Annotated in this window: 25 protein-coding genes; 16 read left to right on the plus strand and 9 right to left on the minus strand. The window is 41.5% G+C overall.

Annotation, left to right across the window (positions count from 1 at the left end; translation table 11 throughout):
• Positions 1–82 precede the first annotated feature (82 nt).
• From tkt to Q5C82_RS04790, 3 genes are all read left to right on the plus strand, one after another.
• The gene (tkt, locus tag Q5C82_RS04780; RefSeq protein ID WP_003221216.1) at positions 83–2086 is read left to right on the plus strand and encodes a transketolase; all 2004 of its coding nucleotides are present in this window, start codon (positions 83–85) and stop codon (positions 2084–2086) included.
• 154 nt (positions 2087–2240) lie between these two features.
• Positions 2241–2687: a sporulation inhibitor of replication protein SirA gene (sirA, locus tag Q5C82_RS04785; RefSeq protein WP_003221218.1), complete on the plus strand. Its 447-nt coding sequence runs from the start codon at positions 2241–2243 to the stop codon at positions 2685–2687.
• Positions 2688–2772: 85 nt separating this feature from the next.
• Positions 2773–2991 carry a YneF family protein gene (locus Q5C82_RS04790; RefSeq protein WP_003221221.1) on the plus strand — a complete coding sequence of 73 codons (219 nt, stop codon included), beginning with the start codon at positions 2773–2775 and terminating at the stop codon, positions 2989–2991.
• A gap of 73 nt (positions 2992–3064) precedes the next feature.
• Here the strand turns inward: Q5C82_RS04790 and ynzD are convergent, their stop codons facing one another.
• Positions 3065–3238, minus strand: a complete 174-nt coding sequence (gene ynzD, locus Q5C82_RS04795; RefSeq protein ID WP_024121579.1) for an aspartyl-phosphate phosphatase YnzD — start codon at positions 3236–3238, stop codon at positions 3065–3067.
• A gap of 219 nt (positions 3239–3457) precedes the next feature.
• On the opposite strand from ynzD, the gene ccdA reads away from it, so the two are divergent.
• From ccdA to Q5C82_RS04810, 3 genes are all read left to right on the plus strand, one after another.
• Positions 3458–4165 (plus strand): cytochrome c-type biogenesis protein CcdA, encoded by a 708-nt coding sequence (ccdA, locus tag Q5C82_RS04800; protein WP_003221225.1) that lies wholly within the window; start codon positions 3458–3460, stop codon positions 4163–4165.
• A gap of 88 nt (positions 4166–4253) precedes the next feature.
• Entirely contained in the window at positions 4254–4613 is a 360-nt protein-coding gene (locus Q5C82_RS04805; protein ID WP_003221228.1) for a response regulator, read from the plus strand.
• A gap of 81 nt (positions 4614–4694) precedes the next feature.
• On the plus strand, positions 4695–5186 hold the full coding sequence (locus tag Q5C82_RS04810) for a CcdC family protein (RefSeq protein WP_079996377.1): 492 nt from the start codon (positions 4695–4697) through the stop codon (positions 5184–5186).
• Between the two features lie 30 nt (positions 5187–5216).
• Here the strand turns inward: Q5C82_RS04810 and Q5C82_RS04815 are convergent, their stop codons facing one another.
• From Q5C82_RS04815 to sspO, 4 genes are all read right to left on the minus strand, one after another.
• A complete protein-coding gene (locus Q5C82_RS04815) occupies positions 5217–5645 on the minus strand; it encodes a DUF2621 domain-containing protein (protein ID WP_003221232.1) in 429 nt (142 codons plus the stop codon).
• A gap of 231 nt (positions 5646–5876) precedes the next feature.
• Positions 5877–6269, minus strand: coding sequence for an outer spore coat protein CotM (gene cotM / locus Q5C82_RS04820; RefSeq protein WP_079287803.1), 393 nt, complete (start codon positions 6267–6269; stop codon positions 5877–5879).
• An 80-nt stretch (positions 6270–6349) separates the two neighbouring features.
• The gene (locus Q5C82_RS04825) at positions 6350–6496 is read right to left on the minus strand and encodes a small acid-soluble spore protein P (RefSeq protein WP_003221237.1); all 147 of its coding nucleotides are present in this window, start codon (positions 6494–6496) and stop codon (positions 6350–6352) included.
• 31 nt (positions 6497–6527) lie between these two features.
• Positions 6528–6674 carry an acid-soluble spore protein SspO gene (gene sspO, locus Q5C82_RS04830; protein ID WP_003221239.1) on the minus strand — a complete coding sequence of 49 codons (147 nt, stop codon included), beginning with the start codon at positions 6672–6674 and terminating at the stop codon, positions 6528–6530.
• A gap of 225 nt (positions 6675–6899) precedes the next feature.
• On the opposite strand from sspO, the gene acnA reads away from it, so the two are divergent.
• The 7 genes from acnA to Q5C82_RS04865 all read left to right on the plus strand — a co-directional run bounded on the left by acnA (position 6900) and on the right by Q5C82_RS04865 (position 11733).
• Positions 6900–9629 (plus strand): aconitate hydratase AcnA, encoded by a 2730-nt coding sequence (gene acnA / locus Q5C82_RS04835; protein ID WP_003221241.1) that lies wholly within the window; start codon positions 6900–6902, stop codon positions 9627–9629.
• 72 nt (positions 9630–9701) lie between these two features.
• The gene (locus Q5C82_RS04840; RefSeq protein ID WP_003221243.1) at positions 9702–10214 is read left to right on the plus strand and encodes a redoxin domain-containing protein; all 513 of its coding nucleotides are present in this window, start codon (positions 9702–9704) and stop codon (positions 10212–10214) included.
• 79 nt (positions 10215–10293) lie between these two features.
• Complete coding sequence (locus Q5C82_RS04845) at positions 10294–10419, plus strand: FbpB family small basic protein (RefSeq protein WP_003244964.1); 126 nt, start codon at positions 10294–10296, stop codon at positions 10417–10419.
• A gap of 64 nt (positions 10420–10483) precedes the next feature.
• The gene (gene sspN, locus Q5C82_RS04850) at positions 10484–10630 is read left to right on the plus strand and encodes an acid-soluble spore protein SspN (RefSeq protein WP_003221249.1); all 147 of its coding nucleotides are present in this window, start codon (positions 10484–10486) and stop codon (positions 10628–10630) included.
• Positions 10631–10666: 36 nt separating this feature from the next.
• Positions 10667–10918, plus strand: coding sequence for a small acid-soluble spore protein Tlp (gene tlp, locus Q5C82_RS04855; RefSeq protein ID WP_003221250.1), 252 nt, complete (start codon positions 10667–10669; stop codon positions 10916–10918).
• Positions 10919–11001: 83 nt separating this feature from the next.
• Positions 11002–11418 carry a YbgC/FadM family acyl-CoA thioesterase gene (locus tag Q5C82_RS04860; protein WP_003221252.1) on the plus strand — a complete coding sequence of 139 codons (417 nt, stop codon included), beginning with the start codon at positions 11002–11004 and terminating at the stop codon, positions 11416–11418.
• A 15-nt stretch (positions 11419–11433) separates the two neighbouring features.
• The gene (locus Q5C82_RS04865) at positions 11434–11733 is read left to right on the plus strand and encodes a hypothetical protein (RefSeq protein WP_003221255.1); all 300 of its coding nucleotides are present in this window, start codon (positions 11434–11436) and stop codon (positions 11731–11733) included.
• 30 nt (positions 11734–11763) lie between these two features.
• On the opposite strand, the gene Q5C82_RS04870 is transcribed toward Q5C82_RS04865, so the two are convergent.
• Positions 11764–12051: a HesB/YadR/YfhF family protein gene (locus Q5C82_RS04870; RefSeq protein ID WP_003221257.1), complete on the minus strand. Its 288-nt coding sequence runs from the start codon at positions 12049–12051 to the stop codon at positions 11764–11766.
• 79 nt (positions 12052–12130) lie between these two features.
• Entirely contained in the window at positions 12131–12712 is a 582-nt protein-coding gene (gene plsY / locus Q5C82_RS04875) for a glycerol-3-phosphate 1-O-acyltransferase PlsY (RefSeq protein WP_003221258.1), read from the minus strand.
• A 168-nt stretch (positions 12713–12880) separates the two neighbouring features.
• Between plsY and Q5C82_RS04880 the strand changes: the two genes are divergently transcribed.
• The 3 genes from Q5C82_RS04880 (at position 12881) to parC (ending at position 18074) form a co-directional block, all read left to right on the plus strand.
• Complete coding sequence (locus tag Q5C82_RS04880) at positions 12881–13288, plus strand: CoA-binding protein (protein WP_003221262.1); 408 nt, start codon at positions 12881–12883, stop codon at positions 13286–13288.
• Between the two features lie 395 nt (positions 13289–13683).
• Positions 13684–15651: a DNA topoisomerase IV subunit B gene (gene parE, locus Q5C82_RS04885; protein WP_003221266.1), complete on the plus strand. Its 1968-nt coding sequence runs from the start codon at positions 13684–13686 to the stop codon at positions 15649–15651.
• Between the two features lie 2 nt (positions 15652–15653).
• Entirely contained in the window at positions 15654–18074 is a 2421-nt protein-coding gene (parC, locus tag Q5C82_RS04890) for a DNA topoisomerase IV subunit A (RefSeq protein WP_032727206.1), read from the plus strand.
• Between the two features lie 47 nt (positions 18075–18121).
• On the opposite strand, the gene Q5C82_RS04895 is transcribed toward parC, so the two are convergent.
• Positions 18122–18247, minus strand: coding sequence for a hypothetical protein (locus tag Q5C82_RS04895; RefSeq protein ID WP_003221270.1), 126 nt, complete (start codon positions 18245–18247; stop codon positions 18122–18124).
• Positions 18248–18272: 25 nt separating this feature from the next.
• Complete coding sequence (locus Q5C82_RS04900) at positions 18273–18626, minus strand: hypothetical protein (RefSeq protein ID WP_003221272.1); 354 nt, start codon at positions 18624–18626, stop codon at positions 18273–18275.
• Positions 18627–18985: the final 359 nt, after the last annotated feature.

Raw genomic sequence — 18985 nt, forward strand, 5'->3', positions numbered from 1 at the left:
TCGAATTTAAGCTGAAACAGTTGAGAAAAAGTCGTCAGACATTTATGATGTAAGGGTACAACACATAAGGAAGGGGATTTTTATGGATACAATTGAAAAGAAATCAGTTGCTACCATTCGCACACTCTCAATAGACGCTATTGAAAAAGCAAATTCTGGTCACCCAGGGATGCCAATGGGGGCCGCTCCAATGGCATACACGCTGTGGACAAAATTTATGAACGTTAGTCCGGCAAACCCTGGCTGGTTTAACCGTGACCGTTTTGTTTTATCTGCTGGACACGGGTCAGCACTTTTATACAGCATGCTTCATTTAAGCGGATTTGATCTTAGCATCGAAGATCTTAAGGGATTCCGCCAGTGGGGCAGCAAAACACCTGGACATCCGGAATTCGGGCATACTGCCGGTGTGGATGCGACAACTGGTCCGCTCGGGCAAGGAATTGCCATGGCGGTCGGAATGGCTATCGCTGAACGCCATTTAGCGGAAACATACAACCGCGATTCATTTAACGTAGTCGATCATTATACATACAGTATTTGCGGTGATGGTGATTTAATGGAAGGCATTTCTTCTGAAGCCGCTTCACTCGCAGGCCATCTTCAGCTTGGCCGTCTGATCGTATTATACGATTCTAATGACATCTCTCTCGATGGAGATCTCGACCGTTCATTCTCTGAAAACGCGAAACAGCGTTTTGAAGCAATGAATTGGGAAGTTCTTTATGTTGAGGATGGAAACAACATCGAAGAATTAACAGCAGCTATCGAAAAAGCACGCCAAAATGAAAAGAAACCTACATTAATTGAAGTGAAAACGACAATCGGTTTCGGTTCACCTAACCGTGCCGGCACATCCGGTGTTCACGGTGCTCCGCTTGGTAAAGAGGAAAGCAAGTTAACAAAAGAAGCTTACGCGTGGACGTATGAAGAAGATTTCTACGTACCGTCAGAAGTATATGAGCATTTTGCTGCAGCGGTTAAAGAATCAGGAGAGAAAAAAGAACAAGAATGGAATGCTCAATTCGCTAAATATAAAGAAGTTTATCCTGAACTTGCTGAACAGCTTGAGCTGGCAATCAAAGGAGAGCTTCCGAAGGACTGGGATCAAGAGGTTCCTGTTTATGAAAAAGGAAGCAGCCTGGCATCCCGCGCCTCTTCCGGTGAAGTTCTCAACGGACTTGCGAAAAAAATTCCATTCTTTGTCGGAGGATCTGCTGACCTAGCGGGATCAAACAAAACGACAATTAAAAATGCCGGTGATTTTACAGCGGTTGATTACTCAGGCAAAAACTTCTGGTTCGGTGTTCGTGAATTTGCGATGGGTGCAGCCTTAAATGGTATGGCGCTCCATGGCGGACTGCGTGTATTCGGCGGAACTTTCTTTGTCTTCTCTGATTACCTGCGTCCGGCGATTCGCCTTGCAGCGTTAATGGGTCTTCCTGTCACTTATGTCTTCACACATGACAGTATTGCGGTAGGTGAAGATGGCCCGACGCACGAGCCTGTTGAACAGCTTGCTTCACTCCGTGCGATGCCTAACCTTTCCTTGATCCGTCCTGCAGATGGAAATGAGACAGCGGCAGCATGGAAGCTTGCAGTGCAAAGCACTGACCAGCCAACAGCGCTAGTATTGACACGCCAAAACCTTCCTACGATTGACCAAACAGCTGAAGAAGCATTGGCAGGAGTAGAAAAAGGTGCATATGTCGTTTCTAAATCTAAAAACGAAACACCTGACGCTCTTCTTATCGCTTCAGGCTCTGAAGTAGGTCTTGCGATTGAAGCACAAGCTGAATTGGCAAAAGAAAATATCGATGTTTCTGTTGTCAGCATGCCTTCAATGGACCGTTTCGATAAACAATCTGTTGAATACAAAAACACTGTCCTTCCTGCAGATGTGAAAAAACGCCTTGCGATTGAGATGGGCGCATCATTTGGATGGGGCAAATACACAGGGCTTGAAGGAGACGTGCTCGGCATAGACCGATTCGGTGCATCTGCTCCTGGCGAAACCGTCATCAATGAATACGGCTTCTCAGTTCCAAACGTAGTGAACCGAGTTAAAGCATTAATCAATAAGTAAAAGTCTTTTAAAGAGGATGAGTCAAATCATCCTCTTTTTCTTGTTTATCCGACAAAAATAGTATTGGCTGTTTAACAGTAATAGACAATTCTTTCTTTTCTTCTTTTGTATAATAGAGAGCAAATGAAATGCTGCTGGAAAAGGGGATGAAAAGATGGAACGTCACTACTATACGTACCTGATAAAAGAGGAGTTTGCCAATCACTATTTCGGGCGGGAATCGGTTATGTTTGAGCTGTTTCAAGACTATCATTGGACAAGCCTGACAAAGCAGCAGTATGAAATGACAGAGAAACAGATTCAATATATTACACAGCCAATCCCGATTTTACATATGCATCAGCGGTTAAAAATGAATTTAAACAATACGGATTACAGGCAGCTGGATTATATTTATAGATTAGCTTTGCCGAAAGCAAAAGGCCACGCGACGTTTATGATGAAGGAGCACATGATAGAATTAGTGGCTTCTGGGGATTACGAGGCAGAAACGATTTTCTTTGAAGTGTTGAGAAAAGTAAGCCCTTGCTTTCTGGCTATGGATTTTAATTCGAAGCGTTATGGATGGCTAAATCCGGTGAAAGAAAGAAATTTTGTCTAAAACCGAAGAAAAAGAGATGTAAATGTTGTATAATAGCTTTTGGTTTAGTACACTTTAAACTAGACAACATGAAGGAGGAAATAAAATGACTTTATGGGTTGGCATCCTAGTGGGCGTAGTTGCATTGCTCATAGGTGTTGCACTCGGGTTTTTTATTGCTCGTAAATATATGATGAGCTACCTTAAAAAGAATCCGCCTATTAATGAACAAATGTTACGCATGATGATGATGCAAATGGGAATGAAACCTTCTCAAAAGAAAATCAATCAAATGATGAAAGCCATGAATAATCAAACGAAATAATACGTAAAGATTATGATATAGAGAAACATGGTTATAAAATAAAAAACCCTTATACGGGTTTTTTATTTTGCAATCATTCATCACCCGCTACTGCTCTAAGGCGCTGCTTTTGATATTGTATGAGAAGATGGTCAAGCTCCTGACTGAGCTCTATCGTAATATGAGATGTCATTCCGTTCGCCATGACAATTTGCAGCAGCTCTGCTCTTTTTTTTTCAATTTCATTTAATAGATGCTCTCTAATCACAGGGATGTATCCTTTCATACATTAGATCTTCAAAGTGAATGTTTATATTATATCCATATTTATACTAATTTTCAAATGAGAAGGAGTACAATATCTCAATGTCAAATTAAATTATATAAGTTTTTTCTGAAAATAGAAATCCTTCAAGTGAAAGTGTTAAAAAAATGAAATGATTTTGTCATAACTTGAAGGAATGTCAAATCATGAAGGGATGATGACATGGGAGACGTGAATTATTTCTTGACATTCGGAGCAGGATTTTTATCCTTTATTTCGCCTTGCTGCCTGCCGCTTTACCCAGCTTTCTTGTCATATATTACAGGGGTCAGCATGGATGATGTGAAAACAGAAAAGCTGCTGCTGCAGAAAAGAAGCTTGTTTCATACTTTGTGTTTTTTGCTTGGCTTTTCAGTCATTTTTATCGCTTTAGGCTATGGAACATCTTTTGTTGGCAGCCTGTTTAGGGATTATCACGATGCGATTCGGCAAATTGGCGCGTTGCTTATTATATTGTTCGGTTTCATTACGCTCGGCGTGTTCCGGCCTGAGGCTATGATGAAAGAGCGAAGAATCCATTTTAAGCATAAACCAAGCGGGTTTTTAGGTTCCGTCTTAATTGGAATGGCATTTGCGGCGGGATGGACGCCATGTACCGGTCCGATATTAGCTGCTGTTATTACACTTGCAAGCACAAATCCAGGCTCAGCGGTGCCGTACATGGTGTTATATGTACTCGGTTTTGCTGTTCCGTTTCTTTTATTGTCTTTCTTTATCACAAAGCTGAAGTGGATAAGAAAGAACCAGCTTTTGATCATGAAAGCAGGCGGCGTTTTGATGATTGTGATTGGTGTGTTGTTATTCTTTAATTGGATGAGCCTGATCATTATTTTGCTGTCGGATCTTTTTGGAGGATTTACTGGTTTTTGACGGTAAATTACTTTCGTACTACTACTAGTCCTTTTGTTTTTGGTACAATGAGACTATTATCTGTGGAAATCGATTGTTGGAGGGGAATATGACAAGAGTTTTAGTTGTAGACGACGCCAAGTTCATGAGGGTGAAAATCAGAGAGATCTTGGAAGAGGCAAATTACATAATCGCAGGCGAAGCGGCGGACGGTGAGCAAGCAGCAGACCTGTATAAAAAACTGCGGCCGGACATTGTGACAATGGATATTACAATGCCAGTGAAAAACGGCATTAAGGCGCTTCGTGATATCTTAACCTTCGATCCTAAAGCGAAGGTCATCATGTGCACCGCCATGCGCCAGCAAAGAATTGTAACGGAAGCGATTGAGCTGGGGGCAAAGGACTTTATTGTCAAGCCGTTCGAGGAAACAAAAGTGTTAGAAGCTGTCCGCCGCGTTATGGGATAGTAACGTCATTTCTTTTCAAAATGGTTTTTTTTATTATTTTGGAGTATAGTATATAGTATCAACACTCCTAGAAACAAAGGAATGATAAGTATGATGATTATAGTTTCATCGATTATTGCTGTGTTAATGGCTGTAGCTGTGATGGTGGTCAGAATAAAGTCCTCTGACAAGCCCGTTTCACCGAAAAAAATCATTCTTCCGCCGATATTTATGAGTACGGGAGCGTTAATGTTTTTATTTCCGGTATTTTGGGTCACTGGTGCAGAGTTTTTAGAAGCGATCACTTTAGGCGTGATTTTCTCTATTTTTCTCATCAAAACTTCTAAGTTTGAAATTAAAAATAATGAAATTTACATGAAACGCTCTAAAGCATTTGCATTTATATTAGTCGGTCTTTTGGTGATCAGAATCGTGATGAAATCGATCTTGAGCACATCAATTGATTACGGCGCACTGAGCGGAATGTTTTGGATTCTGGCTTTCGGTATGATTGTACCGTGGAGAATCGCCATGTATTTATCATATCGAAAACTTCATAACGAGCTGCAGTCAGCTAATATTCAAATGAATTAAAAAACCTTTCCTTCTATCAGGAAAGGTTTTTTATTTGAGAAGGGTCTGATAAGGTTCGAGATCGATTTTTTTGTCCTGCAGATGTCTTTTTAAGAAGGTATGATCTCTTTTAGGAGTTGCGAGAATGTAGCCTCTGATCATCAGTTGCTGATCAATCTTTGATACCTTTTCTTCTAATGCAAGCTCACCGATTTTCCCTGCGATTTTGGCTTTTGCTGCATCTCTGAACAGCTCCGGAACCGGCGAAACCAATTCATTAAGAAATTGTTTGTTTTCATTGCTCCACAAATGCATGCTGTTTTCGATATAGTAATCCTGCCAATCAAGCTCTGACCTGCCATCTTCTTTCGGTAAACGCTTTAAAAACTTTCGAAACATAAAAAAACCGCCGATTGATAATAAGACAACCATCATGATCACCCAAAACAGAATAAACCACAAAAACCAGCCTTCCAGCATCAATCATTCCCCCTTATTCTAACCATATTGTATACGAAGAGAGATTAGAAGAACACAGTAAAAAAAGAATAGAAAAAAGTGATAGACGTCTAGTCAAAAGAGATAATAGATCATATTCTATTGTATAGTGAATCTGCTATTTGGCCATGGGAGAGTCACTAGAGGGTATTTGATGATAAATGGACGGAAAAAAGTCACTTTCATAATAGGGGATGAAAGTGACTTTTTATGTTAGCTGAGAGGAAATTGAAGAGAGAAAGAAGAACCATCTTCTGTTTCTTTATTGACGGCAACTGTGAGTATTTGATTTTCGCATTCTGTTTGAATGGTTTTGTCATTAAAATAAAAAGGAAGCATCATTTGTTTTTCAAAAGTCTGCCCTGACGATTTGACTGTTAAGATGAACTCGCAGCCAGACAGGGTAACCGTTACTTGTGTCGGCTGTAAAAAAGTCAGATCCGCTTCAATAATATACTGCTGACTTGTTTCATATAAATCAATAGGCAATGTTTCGTCATACCAGGCGAAGGGGTCTTCAAAAAATTGCCGAAGCCATTCATCCATACTATCGAAATCATTAGCATCATTACGTTTTGAATGGGTCATGGAAGCATTCCTCCACATATCAACCTTGCTTTACATCATATGCGGAATATCAGAAATGGGTGAACGCATAAAAAAACAGACACTAATGTCTGCTTTTCTTACATATCATGGCTTGAGTTGTGCTTCTGTCTTGTGTGGTTTCGGTTTTTCACTTTTTTGCTTCCGCTGAGAGGCTCCGGCTGACCCGGATTGTGTCCTTTAGGGGCGTTTTTATGCATATCTTTACTTGTATTTTTATTGGTCATAAAATGAGAACCTCCTTAAAAGAGTCCGGTGTTATTGATTGGTTTTTCTTTTTTTATTATTTTGGCGTTCAGCTTCAGTCAGTACAAGCTGGTCGTTTTCGACGTAGCCGGCGCCTTTGCCTTGGCTTTTCGCGTCATTCATTCCGTTAATTACGTGATTCGCTTTTCTTTTGACCATCATTATCACCTCAATCATAATATGGCTCCTTTTGTTGCGTTATATGAGAGAGCATAAACAGTAATAATTACCGGTACATTTGTCCGATAAGCCGAACTTATTGTATTTAATAAAAACATTGATATTTACTTATGTATGATTTTGTTTTAATATGAAATTGTGAGAAAATTGTGATGGAATTTACTTCATCTGAGAATGATCTGATCTGAAGGGGGATTTTGGAGAATGGCAAACGAGCAAAAAACTGCAGCAAAGGACGTTTTCCAAGCGAGAAAAACGTTTACTACTAATGGGAAAACATATCATTACTACTCTTTAAAGGCGTTAGAAGATTTAGGTATCGGGAAGGTTTCGAAGCTTCCTTATTCCATCAAAGTTCTTTTAGAATCAGTATTGCGTCAAGTTGACGGATTCGTCATCAAAAAAGAACACGTGGAAAATTTGGCAAAATGGGGAACTGCCGAATTAAAGGAAATCGACGTTCCGTTTAAACCGTCTCGTGTTATTTTACAAGACTTCACAGGGGTTCCGGCAGTAGTAGACCTTGCTTCACTGCGTAAAGCGATGGCAGCTGTCGGCGGAGATCCTGATAAAATTAACCCTGAAATTCCTGTTGATCTCGTTATCGACCACTCTGTACAGGTTGATAAAGCGGGCACAGAAGATGCGTTAGCTATTAATATGGACTTGGAATTCGAAAGAAATGCAGAGCGCTACAAATTTTTAAGCTGGGCAAAGAAAGCGTTTAATAACTATCAGGCAGTGCCGCCTGCAACAGGTATCGTGCACCAGGTAAACCTAGAGTTCCTGGCAAGTGTCGTCCATGCTATTGAAGAAGACGGTGAACTTGTAACGTATCCTGATACGCTTGTCGGAACAGACTCACATACAACAATGATTAACGGTATCGGCGTTCTTGGCTGGGGTGTCGGCGGAATTGAAGCTGAAGCGGGAATGCTTGGACAGCCTTCTTACTTCCCAGTTCCTGAGGTAATCGGCGCAAAACTTGTCGGCAAGCTTCCGAACGGAACAACAGCTACTGACTTGGCGTTAAAAGTGACACAGGTGCTGCGTGAAAAAGGCGTTGTCGGTAAGTTTGTTGAATTCTTTGGACCGGGGGTTGCTGAACTGCCGCTTGCAGATCGTGCAACTATTGCGAACATGGCTCCGGAATATGGTGCTACATGCGGATTCTTCCCAGTAGATGAAGAAGCGCTAAACTATCTGCGCCTGACAGGCCGTGATCCTGAACATATTGATGTTGTCGAAGCATACTGCAGAAGCAATGGCTTATTCTACACTCCAGATGTGGAAGACCCTCAATTTACTGATGTGGTTGAAATTGACCTGTCTCAAATTGAAGCAAACTTATCAGGTCCAAAACGCCCTCAGGATTTGATCCCGCTTTCTGTTATGCAGGAAACGTTTAAAAAGCATTTAGTCAGCCCTGCGGGTAACCAAGGATTCGGTTTGAATGCTGAAGAAGAAGAAAAAGAAATTAAGTTTAAACTCCTTAACGGCGAAGAAACCGTTATGAAAACGGGTGCGATTGCCATTGCTGCGATCACAAGCTGTACGAATACATCCAACCCATACGTTCTGATCGGCGCCGGACTCGTAGCGAAAAAAGCGGTTGAGTTAGGGCTTAAAGTGCCTAATTACGTAAAAACGTCACTTGCACCGGGCTCTAAAGTCGTTACAGGATATCTTGTGAATTCAGGCCTTCTTCCATACATGAAAGAGCTTGGTTTTAACCTCGTAGGGTACGGATGTACAACATGTATCGGAAACTCAGGTCCGCTTTCACCAGAAATCGAAGAAGCGGTTGCGAAAAATGATCTTCTGATTACATCTGTCCTTTCCGGAAACCGTAACTTTGAAGGGCGTATTCACCCGCTTGTTAAAGGCAACTATCTTGCTTCTCCGCCGCTCGTTGTGGCATATGCACTGGCTGGAACGGTAAACATTAATCTGAAAACTGATCCGATTGGTGTGGGCAAAGATGGTCAAAACGTATACTTTAACGATATTTGGCCGTCAATGGACGAAATCAATTCACTTGTTAAGCAAACTGTTACGCCTGAGCTCTTCCGCAAAGAGTATGAAACAGTATTTGATGACAACAAGCGATGGAATGAGATTGAAACAACAGATGAAGCGCTATATAAATGGGATAACGAGTCAACTTACATTCAAAACCCGCCATTCTTCGAAGAAATGTCTGTTGAGCCAGGTAAGGTTGAGCCATTAAAAGGTCTGCGTGTTGTCGGTAAATTCGGCGATTCAGTCACAACTGACCATATTTCTCCTGCGGGGGCAATCGGAAAAGACACGCCTGCCGGAAAGTATTTGCAAGAAAAAGGCGTTTCTCCTCGTGACTTTAACTCCTACGGTTCCCGCCGCGGAAACCATGAAGTTATGATGAGAGGAACATTTGCAAACATCCGCATCAAAAACCAAATCGCACCGGGTACAGAAGGCGGATTTACAACGTACTGGCCGACTGGTGAAGTAACGTCCATCTATGATGCGTGCATGAGATACAAAGAAGATAAAACAGGTCTTGTCGTATTAGCAGGAAAAGACTACGGTATGGGATCTTCACGTGACTGGGCTGCAAAAGGAACAAACCTTCTCGGCATCAGAACGGTAATTGCTGAGAGCTTTGAAAGAATTCACAGAAGCAACCTTGTATTCATGGGTGTGCTGCCGCTTCAGTTTAAACAAGGTGAAAATGCGGAAACACTCGGTTTAACAGGTAAAGAAGTTATCGAGGTTGATGTTGATGAAACAGTTCGCCCTCGTGACCTTGTGACAGTAAGAGCAATCAATGAAGACGGTAATGTAACAACATTTGAAGCAGTCGTCCGCTTTGATAGTGAAGTGGAAATTGATTACTATCGCCATGGCGGCATCCTGCAAATGGTGCTTCGTGAAAAAATGAAGCAGTCCTGATGAATCAATAGGAAGAGAAGGCGTTTCTGCTTTCTCTTCTTTTTATGACAAAGTGTGCTGCGGAGGTGGCATATGCTGAAAAAATGGCTCGCAGGTATCCTGCTGATCGTGCTTGCCGGGTATATGGGATGGAATTTGTATCAAACATACAGCAAAAAAGAAGTCGGGATTGAAGAGGGACAGCAAGCACCTGATTTTTCTTTGAGAACGCTATCGGGAGAGAAAAGTTCCTTACAGGACACAAAAGGCAAAAAAGTACTGCTCAATTTTTGGGCAACTTGGTGTAAACCGTGCCGTCAGGAAATGCCGGCGATGGAACAGCTGCAAAAAAAACACGCCGACGAACTTGCAGTTGTTGCTGTGAATTTCACTTCAGCTGAGAAAAGCGAGAAACAGGTCCGGGCATTTGCTGATACGTACGATTTAACGTTTCCCATTCTGATTGATAAAAAAGGGATTAATGCTGACTATAACGTGATGTCATATCCAACGACGTATATCTTAAATGAAAAAGGTGTTATTCAAGACATACACATTGGCACCATGACAAAAAAAGAAATGGAACAAAAACTGGATCTTGATTAGATTCAGTTTTTTTATGTTCAGATATGCTTACAAGTTTTCAGAATTGGAAAAAATAAAAGAATATGCGGAGGTGAGAAGAGTGAAGAAGATGAGAAAGCGTTCTTTTCATGAGCTCGTCATGGAAAACAAAAAAGAGCTGATGACCAATACGGAGTATTTAAATCAGCTTGAGGAAAAGCTTGAACAGCGATTTAAGCAAAAATAACCTTTAATTTGTATTCATGTTTACCCCTCCTTTTGAGAATCCTATCTGTTGAGGAGGGATAAACATGGGAAACAACAAGAAAAACGGTCAGCCTCAATATGCGCCAAGTCACTTGGGTACAAAGCCTGTAAAATATAAAGCCAATAAAGGGGAAAAAATGCATGATACTTCCGGACAGCAGCCGATCATCATGCAGACAAAAGGCGAGTAGCGCCGAATCAAGTTTAATTCTAGGGGGTACATCCGAATGACAAAGAACCAAAATCAATACCAGCAGCCTAATCCTGATGATCGTTCTGATAACGTAGAAAAATTGCAGGATATGGTTCAAAATACAATTGAAAACATAGAAGAAGCAGAAGAATCAATGGAGTTTGCTTCAGGAGAAGATAAACAGCGTATCAAAGAAAAAAATGAAAGACGCGAACAGAGTATCGAAGCGTTTCGTAATGAGATTCAAGACGAATCTGCAGCGAGACAAAATGGATACCGTTCATAAAAACCAGGGAAACCTGGTTTTTTTCTTTCTGATTTGATTATGGTAAAATGGGGCTAAATTGACGTTAAGGGAGCAGAGTAATCTTGCATGTATCAAAAAAAGAAATAGAAGTGCGTTATGCAGAAACAGATCAAATGGGGATTGTCTATCACGCAAATTATCTTGTATGGATGGAGGTCGGCAGAACGGCCCTCATTAAGGATTTAGGCTTTTTATACAGTGATATGGAAAAGAAAGGCGTTCTGTCTCCAGTCGTTGATATCAATATTTCCTATAAAAAGCCGCTTCATTACGGAGAAACCGCGGTTGTGCATACATGGATAGAGGAATACAACGGCTTTAAAACGATCTATGGTTATCACATTTATAATCCGGCCGGTGTGCTTTCCATCGAAGCCACCTCATCTCATATTTGTGTGGATAAAGAAAGCTTTAAGCCTATTCAGTTCCGTAAAGCTTTCCCTGATTGGCACGAAGCATATGAAAAGGCCAAAAAATAGGGAAGTGAACAAGATATGGCGTTTGGTGTGAAACGTGAGGAACTCAACCGCTGGAAACAAGCAGTGAAAAGAGGAGAAATCGCATTTTTAACACATTACTGGCTGGATGACCGTTTTCCGGAAGCAAAGACTGTGACAAAAGCAGGCTGTGCAGATATTGATAAGCTGATTCAGTGGGGAGCGGCGTACGGTTTAAAAAAAGAATGGATACATAAAAAAAGTGAATTTCCTCACTTTGACCTGCTGGGAGAGACACAGAAATATATTTTGGAACAAGAAAACCTGACAGATCATCTTATAAGATTTCATTTATAAAAAAAAGAGCGCACATAACGTGCGTTCTTTTTATTGGTATTCAAAAACCGGTTCATCAGCGTCCGCTGAATAGCTGACTAGTAGGTCGTGGTTATCGAAGTACCATAGATCACTTTCTTCAATAAAGAAGGTGATGCCGCCGGCTTCTGCAGTGGCTCCAGCCTCTTGCGGGGCATCTTTCGCCACTCCGAGGGAAAATCCCTTTTGAACGTTGCTGCAGCCGCCGTAGCGGACGAAAAAGCGAACCTGGTCTCCGCTTTCTAAATCGAGCTCTTCCTTATACCAGTTCAGTGCGTCTTCGTTAATTGTTATATTCATAACAGAACACCCCTTTGTTCTTCATTTGAATTTTCTCTATTATAAACGTATTAGGCTATTCTGTGTCAAAAGAGAAGGTTTATAACCATTTCACTTTAGGTTCTGTTTTATTGATAATTCGTTTAATGTTCGCCCGGTGTCTGTATATCACAAAAATAGTGAGCAGGGTAACGACAATCAATAAATACTTATCATGGACAAAGAGACTATATATAACAGTATAGATCCCTGTTAACATCGATGACAGAGAAACAAATTTAGTCAAGTATAAAAAGATGAAAAATACCGCGACCATCGTGATAAATAACAAAGGTGCGTAAAATAGCAAAACGCCCCCGGACGTTGCCACGGCTTTGCCGCCTTTAAATTTAGCGAAGACGGGAAACACATGGCCTAAAACTGCAAAGACTCCTGCTAGAAGCGGGTGAATATCAACATGCATGAGAAAAGGCAATGCAGTTGCCAGCGTCCCTTTCAAAATATCTCCGGCTATCACGATCGAACCAGCTTTTACGCCCAACGTACGGAATGCATTGGTAGCCCCTAAGTTGCCACTTCCGTGCTCCCGAATATCAATTCCTTTGGCAAGTTTGCCCACAATTAAGCCAGATGGAATGCTGCCTATCAAGTAGGCCAAAATAATCAATAAAGCAATTAACATCTACATTTCTCCTTTTTCAAAATCCCTTCTTTCTATTTTAACATGAGATATCATAATCTGATGATAAGTTTTTTGTAAAGTTTGCTTACAAATCCAATCAAACATGCATCATATTTTGATTTCTTACATTTTGATCGTGTAAAATAGATGAAAAAGGAGTGGTACATCATGCAAAACCCTTCCAAAGCGGAAATTAAAGAGATTCTTGATCATAGCAAGCGAATCGCGGTAGTGGGGCTTTCAGACCGGCCGGATAGAACGTCGCATATGGTTTCCAAAGCGATGCAGGATGCGGGCTATGAAATCATTCCCGTCAATCCTACAATTGATGAGGCACTTGGTGTCAAAGCCGTTTCATCTTTACAAGAGATTGAGGGTCCGATTGACATCGTCAATGTATTCCGGCGCTCAGAACAGCTGCCGGGCGTGGCGGAAGAGTTTTTGAAGACAGACGCTCCAGTATTTTGGGCACAGCAAGGGCTGGTAAACGAAGAAGCTTACCAGATGCTAAAGCAAAAAGACAGAACGGTTATCATGGATCTGTGCATAAAAGTGGCGCACGCTGTAACAAAATAGGTGCAGAACTGCAAAAATCCTTGTGAATTCAAGGATTTTTGCTTTTTAATTTTAAGATATTGTTTGCGTATTACGGTGAAACAGATACAATAAAGCTTGAACAGCTTTTTTTGAATACCTTGTCTAGCTGGGTTTCGGCCGTTCGATTTGCGAAGGTCTGCTGCTTTATATATAATAAACAAACATACGTTCTCATAGTGTAAAAACAGCACTATCCGATGTTTTGCGAACTGATTCGTTAGCTCTATGTTGCGATTGCAAACATATTGGTTATAATGAGGAGTCCAAGGCAGTACCGGCTCGAGGCGAGGTTTATAACAAATACTTTATACAATTGATGGTGTAACACTGAAAAAGAGAAAGACAATGTTAGTTTTTGAAAGGGGTTTGTACGTTTGGCTAGAAAACAGCAATTTGATTACAACGAAGATGCCATACAGGTGCTCGAAGGCCTTGAGGCCGTCAGGAAAAGGCCGGGTATGTATATTGGCTCTACTGATGCACGGGGCTTGCACCACTTGGTTTATGAAATTGTAGATAACTCTGTCGACGAGGTGCTTGCCGGCTATGGAGATCACATAATCGTCAAAATACATAAAGACAACAGTATATCTGTACAGGATAGAGGCCGCGGCATGCCAACCGGAATGCATAAGCTCGGCAAACCAACCCCTGAAGTGATTCTAACGGTGCTTCATGCCGGAGGAAAGTTTGGTCAAGGCGGCTATAAGACCAGCGGAGGGCTACACGGAGTTGGTGCATCAGTTGTGAATGCTTTATCTGAATGGCTGACGGTTACCATTGAGCGGGACGGTTTCGTCTATCAACAGCGTTTTGAAAACGGAGGAAAACCAGTTACATCTCTCGAAAAGATCGGCAAAACAAAAAAGACAGGAACGCTAACGCACTTTAAGCCAGATCCAACGATGTTCAGCACAACGACTTATAATTTTGAAACGCTTTCTGAACGCTTAAGAGAATCTGCGTTTTTGTTAAAAGGATTAAAAATTGAGCTGATTGACGAGCGTAATGACCAGCAAGAAATCTTTTATTATGAGAACGGCATAGAAGCGTTTGTCGCTTACTTAAATGAGGAAAAAGACGCCTTGTCTGAAGTGGTCTCATTTGAGGGGGAGCATCATTCAATAGAAGTGGACTTTGCGTTCCAGTTTAACGACGGCTATTCTGAAAACATTTTATCGTTTGTTAACAACGTCAGAACAAAAGACGGCGGGACTCATGAGTCAGGTGCAAAAACAGCGATGACACGTGCTTTTAATGAATATGCGCGAAAAGTGGCTTTGCTGAAAGAAAAGGATAAAAACCTGGAAGGCACTGATATAAGGGAAGGGCTTTCAGCCATTATTTCTGTTCGGATTCCTGAGGAGCTTCTTCAATTTGAAGGACAAACAAAAGGAAAGCTTGGTACTAGTGAAGCGAGATCAGCAGTTGATGCGGTTGTTTCAGAGCAGCTTGCTTACTTTTTAGAGGAAAACCGGGATACTGCAACGCTTCTTGTCAAAAAAGCAATCAAAGCGAGCCAGGCACGCGAAGCGGCACGCAAAGCCCGCGAAGAAGCAAGAAGCGGCAAAAAACGAAAAAAATCAGAAGCGACATTAAGCGGGAAGCTGACGCCTGCAGGTTCGAGAAATCCGGCAAAAAATGAATTGTATCTTGTTGAGGGTGATTCGGCAGGAGGGTCAGCAAAGCAGGGAAGAGACCGCAGATTCCAAGCGGTTCTGCCTTTACGCGGTAAAGTCATTAATACGGAAAAAGCTAAGCTTGCTGATATCTTTAAAAATGAAGAGATCAATACGATTATTCATGCGATCGGCGGGGGAGTCGGAGCGGATTTCTCAATCGATGACATCAACTACGACAAAATCATCATTATGACTGATGCAGACACGGACGGCGCTCATATTCAAGTGCTGCTTCTTACCTTTTTCTATCGCTATATGAAGCCGCTGATTGAACATGGCAAAGTGTTCATTGCACTGCCACCTTTATATAAGGTCAGCAAAGGTAGCGGAAAAAAGGAAATCATTGAATACGCATGGTCTGATGAAGAGATGGATGATGTGCTGAAAAAAGTCGGCAAAGGTTATACCATTCAGCGATATAAGGGTCTTGGAGAGATGAACGCAGATCAGCTGTGGGAAACGACGATGAATCCGGAGTCCCGTACGCTTGTAAGAGTCAAAATCGACGATGCGGCACGTGTAGAGAGACGTGTCACCACGTTAATGGGAGACAAAGTAGAGCCGCGCAGAAAGTGGATTGAGAAAAACGTCGCTTTCGGCTTAGATGAAGAAAGCAATATTTTAGAAAATGAAAACTTATCGGTCGCTGAGGAGGTTTAATGTTGTCACAGCCAGAATTATTTCATGATTTACCATTAGAAGAGGTGATCGGCGACCGTTTTGGACGCTATAGTAAATATATTATTCAAGACAGGGCGCTTCCTGATGCAAGAGACGGCTTAAAGCCGGTACAGCGCAGAATTTTGTATGCGATGCATACAGATGGAAACACGTTCGATAAAAACTTCAGAAAAGCGGCCAAAACGGTCGGTAACGTCATCGGTAACTATCATCCGCACGGTGACAGTTCGGTTTATGAAGCAATGGTGCGGATGAGCCAGGATTGGAAAGTGCGAAATGTGTTAATTGAAATGCATGGGAACAACGGGAGCATCGACGGAGACCCCCCGGCAGCCATGCGTTATACAGAAGCGAGGTTATCTCCGATCGCTTCTGAGCTTCTTCGGGATATTGACAAAAATACAGTTGAATTTGTACCCAACTTCGATGATACAAGCAAGGAGCCTGTCGTACTCCCGGCGATGTTTCCTAACCTATTGGTCAACGGATCTACCGGGATATCAGCAGGATACGCGACCGACATTCCCCCTCATCATCTGGGAGAAGTCATTGATGCTGTTATCAAGCGCATTCAAATGCCATCTTGCTCTGTTGATGAACTCATGGAAGTCATTAAAGGGCCTGATTTTCCGACAGGCGGTATTATTCAAGGCGTTGACGGCATAAAAAAAGCTTACGAAACTGGAAAAGGAAAAATCATTATCCGCGGAAAAGCTGAAATTGAAACAATCAGAGGCGGACGTGAACAAATTGTCATTACGGAAATTCCATTTGAAGTAAATAAAGCAAACCTTGTGAAAAAAATGGACGAGTACCGCATTGATAAAAAGGTTGAAGGTATCTCAGAGGTTCGCGATGAAACGGATCGAACTGGGCTGAGAGTGGTCATTGAACTGAAAAAAGAAGCGGATGCCAAAGGCATTTTGAATTTCTTATATAAAAATACTGATTTGCAGATCACCTATAACTTTAACATGGTGGCTATTCATAATCGCCGTCCGATGTTGATGAGCCTGCCGTCTATTTTGGATGCATATATCGGCCACCAAAAGGAAGTCGTCACAAACCGGTCCGTTTATGAGCTTCAAAAAGCAAAAGATAGACATCACATCGTAGAAGGACTCATGAAAGCTTTATCCATTCTGGATGAAGTCATTGCAACAATTCGTTCTTCAAGCGATAAACGTGACGCTAAAAATAACTTAATAGCGAAATATGAATTTACAGAGCCTCAGGCTGAAGCCATCGTGTCATTGCAGCTATATCGTTTAACCAATACAGATATCACAGCACTGAAAGAAGAAGCAGAAGAGCTCGGCAAAAAAATTGAAGAGCTCGAATCCATTCTGAGCAATGATAAAAAGCTGTTAAAAGTGATCACAAACAGCTTAAAAGCACTGAAAAAGAAATATGCAGACAAGAGACGCTCCGTGATTGAAGAAAAAATTGAGGAAATTAAGATTAACCTTGAAGTCATGGTTGCGTCTGAGGATGTATATGTGACCGTTACGAAGGATGGCTACCTAAAACGGACGAGCCAGCGTTCATTTGCCGCTTCCAACGGCCAGGATTTCGGAATGAAAGATACGGACAGGATGCTCCATCAGTTTGAAATGAATACGACGGATGTGCTGCTGCTCTTTACGAACAAAGGAAGCTACATCTATTGTCCGGTTCACCAGCTGCCTGATATTAGATGGAAGGACATGGGCCAGCATTTATCAAATATAATCACCATTGACCGTGATGAAACGATTGTAAAGGCCATACCGATAAAAGAATTTGATCCGTCGGCGTATCTATTATTCTTCACGAAAAACGGAATGGTGAAAAAGACAGAACTCACCCATTATAAAGCACAGCGTTATTCTAAAGCGCTTGTGGCCTTAAATCTGAAGGGTGAAGACGAACTGATTGATGTACATGTAACAAATGGGGAAAGCCAGATTTTTATGGCCACTCACCTAGGGTATGGCTTATGGTTTGGAGAAGACGAAGTAAATGTAGTTGGCGCGCGTGCCGCTGGTGTCAAAGGGATTAACTTAAAAGAAGATGACTTTGTTGTCTCCGGGGAAATCCTTCAAGAATCTGATTCAATTGTATTGTTCACACAGCGGGGAGCGGTGAAACGCATGAGTCTTTCCGAGTTTGAAAAAACATCCCGTGCAAAACGCGGTGTTGTTATGCTTAGGGAGCTGAAGAGGAATCCTCACCGGGTCGTAGCACTGTTCGCTTGCGGTCTTGAACAGCGACTTATGGTGGAAACGGAAAAAGGCGAAAGAAAAGAACTGCAGGCAAAAGACTTGCGGACAAACGACAGATACAGCAATGGCTCTTTCTTTATTGATGAAGAGGAATCAGGCAAGGTTACAGCTGTCTGGCGCCTTCATACAGAACAATAATAAAAAACCCGCTCACGTCATATGAGCGGGTTTCGTTTGTTTTTCAATTAGCTTTCATGGGTGGTGAAAAGATCTGTAAAGGCATGAACAAATTCGATTCCTTGCCATACAAATAAATTCAGCGCTGTGAAAGAAAATAAGCCTAAAATCACCATTCTTAAGATAAACAACATGTTTAACAGCCTCCTCATATTTTCGTTATATAATCGGGTGATGTTGAACATGAAGTTTGCCGAAATAAGACGATTGATAAAATTTGGCTAGGATAAAGCTTTTTTTCCGTTGGCGCCTGCGGGAGTATCCCGTACTTTTGCTTTCAGCGGTCAGAAGCAGAACAGCCATTGCCCATAGAGCAGTCAGCGCAAATGCCCCTGTGATGGATTTCTTCTCATCATCTGCATTTTGGCCGGCTTTCAACTCATGCATTTCCTGCTGGTCGGCTACGGCTTTATAATGATGGCCGATATCAAAGGCGTGGGGAATGGAGAACAAATGAAAACTGGCAATCGCCAAAAATAAGATGGACGCTTTAAGTATCGTTACTTTTTTCAAATGATCTCCCCCTCCTTTAATATTACTGAATATTTTTATAATAATACCCTAATCCACCCTAAAAGTAAACCTGATTTATTAAATTTAAAAATAAATTTCACTTTGTTAAGTATATATCTTTTTACTTATTTTTGAAAGGGAAATTTCTTTTATTAGTGTATGTATACCCGGTCTAAGATGTGAATAAAAACACATTTTAAAAGATATGTTGGTTGTTTCGGATTTATGAGTTTATTTATCAATCAAAGAAAACGGAAGATGGCAGGAAAGAATTTCTTACTTTTAAAAAGAGAACTCTTGCTTATAAGACATATTTTTATTCATAGGAAGATAATAGAGAGGGGGACCCGAAGGCGTGA

The organism is uncultured Bacillus sp., assembly GCF_958411575.1.
Lineage (GTDB): Bacteria > Bacillota > Bacilli > Bacillales > Bacillaceae > Bacillus > Bacillus spizizenii.

Excerpts from the sequence above, each read along its gene's own strand:
- Q5C82_RS04840 (WP_003221243.1), top strand. The coding sequence starts at position 9,702 with ATGCTGAAAAAATGGCTCGCAGGTATCCTGCTGATCGTGCTTGCCGGG.
- tlp (WP_003221250.1), top strand. The coding sequence starts at position 10,667 with ATGACAAAGAACCAAAATCAATACCAGCAGCCTAATCCTGATGATCGT.
- Q5C82_RS04865 (WP_003221255.1), top strand. The coding sequence starts at position 11,434 with ATGGCGTTTGGTGTGAAACGTGAGGAACTCAACCGCTGGAAACAAGCA.
- sirA (WP_003221218.1), top strand. The coding sequence starts at position 2,241 with ATGGAACGTCACTACTATACGTACCTGATAAAAGAGGAGTTTGCCAAT.
- acnA (WP_003221241.1), top strand. The coding sequence starts at position 6,900 with ATGGCAAACGAGCAAAAAACTGCAGCAAAGGACGTTTTCCAAGCGAGA.
- Q5C82_RS04815 (WP_003221232.1), bottom strand. The coding sequence starts at position 5,645 with ATGCTGGAAGGCTGGTTTTTGTGGTTTATTCTGTTTTGGGTGATCATG.
- Q5C82_RS04895 (WP_003221270.1), bottom strand. The coding sequence starts at position 18,247 with ATGTTGTTTATCTTAAGAATGGTGATTTTAGGCTTATTTTCTTTCACA.
- sspN (WP_003221249.1), top strand. The coding sequence starts at position 10,484 with ATGGGAAACAACAAGAAAAACGGTCAGCCTCAATATGCGCCAAGTCAC.
- Q5C82_RS04825 (WP_003221237.1), bottom strand. The coding sequence starts at position 6,496 with ATGACCAATAAAAATACAAGTAAAGATATGCATAAAAACGCCCCTAAA.
- Q5C82_RS04870 (WP_003221257.1), bottom strand. The coding sequence starts at position 12,051 with ATGAATATAACAATTAACGAAGACGCACTGAACTGGTATAAGGAAGAG.
- sspO (WP_003221239.1), bottom strand. The coding sequence starts at position 6,674 with ATGGTCAAAAGAAAAGCGAATCACGTAATTAACGGAATGAATGACGCG.
- ccdA (WP_003221225.1), top strand. The coding sequence starts at position 3,458 with ATGGGAGACGTGAATTATTTCTTGACATTCGGAGCAGGATTTTTATCC.
- Q5C82_RS04790 (WP_003221221.1), top strand. The coding sequence starts at position 2,773 with ATGACTTTATGGGTTGGCATCCTAGTGGGCGTAGTTGCATTGCTCATA.
- cotM (WP_079287803.1), bottom strand. The coding sequence starts at position 6,269 with ATGTGGAGGAATGCTTCCATGACCCATTCAAAACGTAATGATGCTAAT.
- Q5C82_RS04805 (WP_003221228.1), top strand. The coding sequence starts at position 4,254 with ATGACAAGAGTTTTAGTTGTAGACGACGCCAAGTTCATGAGGGTGAAA.
- Q5C82_RS04810 (WP_079996377.1), top strand. The coding sequence starts at position 4,695 with ATGATAAGTATGATGATTATAGTTTCATCGATTATTGCTGTGTTAATG.
- tkt (WP_003221216.1), top strand. The coding sequence starts at position 83 with ATGGATACAATTGAAAAGAAATCAGTTGCTACCATTCGCACACTCTCA.
- Q5C82_RS04880 (WP_003221262.1), top strand. The coding sequence starts at position 12,881 with ATGCAAAACCCTTCCAAAGCGGAAATTAAAGAGATTCTTGATCATAGC.
- plsY (WP_003221258.1), bottom strand. The coding sequence starts at position 12,712 with ATGTTAATTGCTTTATTGATTATTTTGGCCTACTTGATAGGCAGCATT.